At 70.2% G+C, this 4,404-nt stretch carries 3 protein-coding genes; all 3 read left to right on the top strand.

What is annotated here, in order from left to right; all coding sequences use genetic code 11:
- Window positions 1–275: 275 nt before the first annotated feature.
- The 3 genes from cofC to QH470_RS13925 all read left to right on the top strand — a co-directional run bounded on the left by cofC (window position 276) and on the right by QH470_RS13925 (window position 4,261).
- Window positions 276–1,007 (top strand): 2-phospho-L-lactate guanylyltransferase, encoded by a 732-nt coding sequence (gene cofC / locus QH470_RS13915; RefSeq protein ID WP_280272759.1) that lies wholly within the window; start codon window positions 276–278, stop codon window positions 1,005–1,007.
- A 66-nt stretch (window positions 1,008–1,073) separates the two neighbouring features.
- Window positions 1,074–3,257 (top strand): RNA degradosome polyphosphate kinase, encoded by a 2,184-nt coding sequence (locus QH470_RS13920; RefSeq protein ID WP_280272760.1) that lies wholly within the window; start codon window positions 1,074–1,076, stop codon window positions 3,255–3,257.
- Between the two features lie 35 nt (window positions 3,258–3,292).
- Window positions 3,293–4,261, top strand: a complete 969-nt coding sequence (locus tag QH470_RS13925; RefSeq protein WP_280272761.1) for an NUDIX hydrolase — start codon at window positions 3,293–3,295, stop codon at window positions 4,259–4,261.
- Window positions 4,262–4,404: the final 143 nt, after the last annotated feature.

Genomic DNA, 4,404 nt, shown 5'->3' on the forward strand with positions numbered 1-4,404 from the left:
CGCTCGCGAGGCCGAGGCGGACTTCAAGTCGCAGTACGGCATGGAGTACGGCATCACCGGCACCACAGCCATCTTCGCCGATGTGTCCAATGCCCTGCTCGGCTAGTTCCTGCCGTACATGACGATCGTCGCCCTCGCCGCACGTCGATTGGTCGGCGGGCGCGGTCGCGCTGCCGACCCGGGCGCAGCGGTGGCGCGGGGGGGGGGGGGCCCCGCGGGGGGGGGGGGGGGGGGGGGGGGGGGGGGGGGCCCCACCCCCCCATAGACTCGAGACCATGCGTCCGGATTCCGTCCACGCCGTGATCGCGGTCAAGCACCTCGAGCGCGCCAAGAGCCGACTGGCCGACCGCCTCCCCCCCGGCGACCGGTCGCGCCTGGTGCTGGCCATGCTGTCGGACACCGTGGCGGCCGCCCTCGCGGCGGGCCTGGGCTCGGTCACGGTCGTCACCCCGGACCCGCAGGTCACCGCCACCGTCCGAGCACTCGGCGCCGAGGTACATCCGGACCCGGCGACAACACAGAACGCCCCCCACACCGGACCCCCCGACACGGACAGCGGCCTCAACACCGCCCTGACCGCCGCCGCACAGGCGGTCCGCGCCCGGCACGGCGACGTCCACCTCCTCGCCCTGCAAGCCGATCTCCCCGCCCTGCGCCCCGCCGAACTGACCGACATGCTGACCGCCGCGCCCGCCCCGCGCGCGTTCGTCGCCGACCACGCCGCCCGCGGCACCGCCGCACTGCTGGTCCGCGACGGTGCGGCCGCACTGAATCCCCTGTTCGGCGGCGATTCGGCCCGGCGGCACCGCGACTCGGGCGCGAAGGAACTCGACGGCGACTGGCCCGGCCTGCGCCTCGACGTCGATACCGAGGCGGACCTGGACCGCGCGGTCGCGCTGGGCGTCGGCCCGGCCACCGCCGCCGCGCTGCAGGCCATCGGATGGCCGGAACATGTTCACCCGGAACACACGCGGAGGTTCGCGATGAATCACATGTGTGCTGGATGATCGCCGGGGCGGCGCCGTAGAGAGTGCAACGGTGGTGTTGCGTGTGACACCACCCGAGGGTAAGGGATGATCGTGAGTGTGAGTGAAACGGAGACCGTCCCGCAGCAGCCGCGACTACCGGCCGCGCCACCGGCGGCCACCCCGCCGCCCACCGACACCGCGACACCACAGTTGCCCGCCGATCGCTATCTCAACCGCGAACTCAGCTGGCTGGACTTCAACGCCCGGGTGCTGGCCCTGGCCGAGGACGTGTCGGAGCCGTTGCTCGAACGCGCCAAGTTCCTCGCGATCTTCGCCTCGAATCTCGATGAGTTCTACATGGTCCGGGTCGCGGGCCTGAAGCGGCGCGCCGAGGCCGGTCTGTCGGTGCGGTCGGCCGACGGCCTGACTCCCACCGAGCAGTTGGAACTGATCGCCAAACGCACCCAGGATCTGGCGGGCCGGCACGCCCGGGTGTTCCTCGATCAGGTGCAGCCCGCGCTGGTCGAGCAGGGCATCGCCATCATCGGCTGGTCGGATCTGGACGACGAGGAGCGGCGGCGGCTGTCGGGATACTTTCAGGATCAGGTCTTCCCGGTGCTGACCCCGCTGGCCGTCGATCCCGCGCACCCGTTCCCCTACATCAGCGGTCTGAGTCTCAATCTCGCTGTCACGGTGAAGGATTCCGAAACCGGCGGTGAGCATTTCGCGCGCGTGAAGGTGCCCGACAACGTCGATCGCTTCGTGCGGGTGCGCCGCACCACCGCCGAGGGCGCCGCCGCCCGGCTCGCGGCTTTCCTCCCGATGGAGGACCTGATCGCCGCGCACCTGGATCAGCTGTTCCCGGGAATGGAAGTGGTGGAACAGCATTCGTTCCGGATCACCCGCAACGCCGACTTCGAGGTCGACGAGGATCGCGACGAGGATCTGCTCCAGGCGCTCGAACGCGAACTGGCGCGGCGGCGCTTCGGTTCGCCGGTGCGCCTGGAAGTGTCCGACGACATGACCGAGCACATGCTCGATCTGCTGCTGCGCGAACTCGACGTCGACCCGGGCGACGTGATCCAGGTTCCGGGCCTGCTGGACCTGTCGTGCCTGTGGCAGGTGTACGGGGTGGACCGGCCGCATCTCAAGGACGCCCCCTACGTCCCGGCCACGCCGTCGGCGTTCGGCGAAAGGGAGACGCCCCGAAACGTTTTCGCGGCGCTGCGCGAGGGCGACGTCCTCGTGCATCACCCGTACGACTCGTTCTCCACCAGCGTGCAGCGGTTCATCGAACAGGCCGCCGCCGACCCGCAGGTGCTGGCGATCAAGCAGACGCTGTACCGCACCTCCGGCGACTCCCCCATCGTCAACGCCCTCATCGACGCCGCCGAGGCCGGCAAGCAGGTGGTGGCGCTGGTGGAGATCAAGGCCCGCTTCGACGAGCAGGCCAACATCAAGTGGGCCCGCCAGCTGGAACAGGCCGGGGTGCACGTGGTCTACGGCCTCATCGGCCTCAAGACGCACTGCAAGACCTGCCTGGTGGTGCGCCGCGAGGGCGCGACCATCCGCCGCTACTGCCACATCGGCACCGGGAACTACAACCCGAAGACGGCGCGGCTGTACGAGGATGTCGGATTGCTCACCGCCGCACCGGAAATCGGCGCCGACCTGACCGACCTGTTCAACTCGCTGACCGGGTACTCGCGCAAGGCCGACTACCGCAATCTGCTGGTGGCTCCGTCGAGCGTGCGCTCGGGCATCGTCGAGCGGATCCGCCGCGAGACCGAGCTGGCGCAGCAGGGCCTGCCGGCCCGGATCCGGTTGAAGGCCAACGCGATCGTCGACGAGCAGATCATCGACGCGCTGTACCGGGCGTCGCAGGCGGGGGTGCCGGTGCAAATCGTGGTGCGCGGGATCTGCGGGCTGCGCCCCGGCGTGCCCGGCATGAGCGACAACATCGAGGTGCGCTCGATCCTCGGCCGTTTCCTGGAGCATTCGCGCGTGCTGCACTTCCGCGCGCAGGACGAGTTCTGGATCGGCAGCGCCGACATGATGCATCGCAATCTGGACCGGCGAGTGGAGGTCATGGCGCAGGTGAAGGACGCCAGGCTGTGCGAGCAGCTGGAGCAGGTGTTCGATTCGGCGCTGCATCGTTCGACCCGCTGCTGGGTACTCGAACCCGACGGCGGCTGGCAGGCCCAGCCCGATCCCGACCGCGTCCACGACGAACAGGTTCGCGACCACCAGGAGTTCCTCATGCGACTGCGGCGACCGGGTCAGCAGTGAATCGCTCGGCGACACAGGATTTCGAGGACGTCGGGGTGTCCGATCCCCGGGTGAAGGCCAATATTCTCGCCGCGGGCGCCGTGTTGTGGCGCCGGGCGCCGGGCAGCGGCGCGATCGAGGTGGCGCTCGTGCACCGCCCGAAATACGACGACTGGTCGCTGCCGAAGGGGAAAATCGATCCCGGAGAGACCCCGGTGGTCACCGCGGTCCGCGAGGTAGCCGAGGAAACGGGGCTGCACAGCCGCCTGAGCCGCTATCTCGGTCATGTGACCTATCCGGTTACCGGGCATCGGAAACTCAAGCGGGTGGACTACTGGGCCGCGTCGGTCGCCGAGGGCGCCTTCGTTCCCAATTCGGAGGTCGACCAGTTGCGCTGGCACCGTGTCGACCGCGTGATGGATCAGCTGTCTTACCCGATGGACCGCACCATGGTGCGGAATTTCCTGCGGCTGCCGCCGGACACCGCCACGCTGCTGCTGGTGCGCCACGGCAAGGCGGGCCGCCGCGAGCGTTTCCGCGGTCCCGACGACGAACGCCCGCTGGAGAAGGCGGGCCGCGATCAGGCGGCGGCACTGACCCCCAATCTGCTGGCATTCGGTGCCGCCGAAATCTATTCGGCGCCGCCGCTGCGGTGCGTGCAGACGGTGGCCCCGCTCGCGGAGTCCCTCGGCGCCGAGATCGAGCTGGAGCCGCTGCTGTCCGAAAGCGGTTATGCCGCAGCCCCGGACGAGGCGCTGGCGCGCGTGCGGGAGCTGGTGTCCGCCCCGGTCGTGCGGACGATTTGCAGTCAGGGCAAGGTGATTCCGCCGCTGTTGCAGCGCTGGGCCGAAATCGACGGTGTCACACTGCCACCCGCGCGTAACCGCAAGGGCAGCATGTGGGTGCTGTCGGTCGCCGACGGCCGCCTGGTGGCCGCCGACCACCTCGACAAGGCCCTGCGCGTGCACGGCCACAAGCACGAATCGGAGCGGGGCAGAAGGAGTTCCACGGACGGGGCCGGTTAAACCCGCCGCGTCCGACGAACGCACAACGAAGCGGGCCCCGGCGGTATTGGGGGGGGCGCGTTGGGGGGGGGGGGCGGGCGGGGGGGGGGGGGCGCGTGGGGGGGGGGGGGGTGGGGGGGGGGGGGTTTGGCGGGGGGGGGGGT

It is taken from the genome of Nocardia wallacei, from assembly GCF_029868745.1.
Classification (GTDB): Bacteria; Actinomycetota; Actinomycetes; order Mycobacteriales; family Mycobacteriaceae; genus Nocardia; species Nocardia wallacei_B.

Coding starts and splice junctions, on each gene's coding strand:
- cofC (WP_280272759.1), top strand. CDS start 276: ATGCGTCCGGATTCCGTCCACGCCGTGATCGCGGTCAAGCACCTCGAG.
- QH470_RS13920 (WP_280272760.1), top strand. CDS start 1,074: ATGATCGTGAGTGTGAGTGAAACGGAGACCGTCCCGCAGCAGCCGCGA.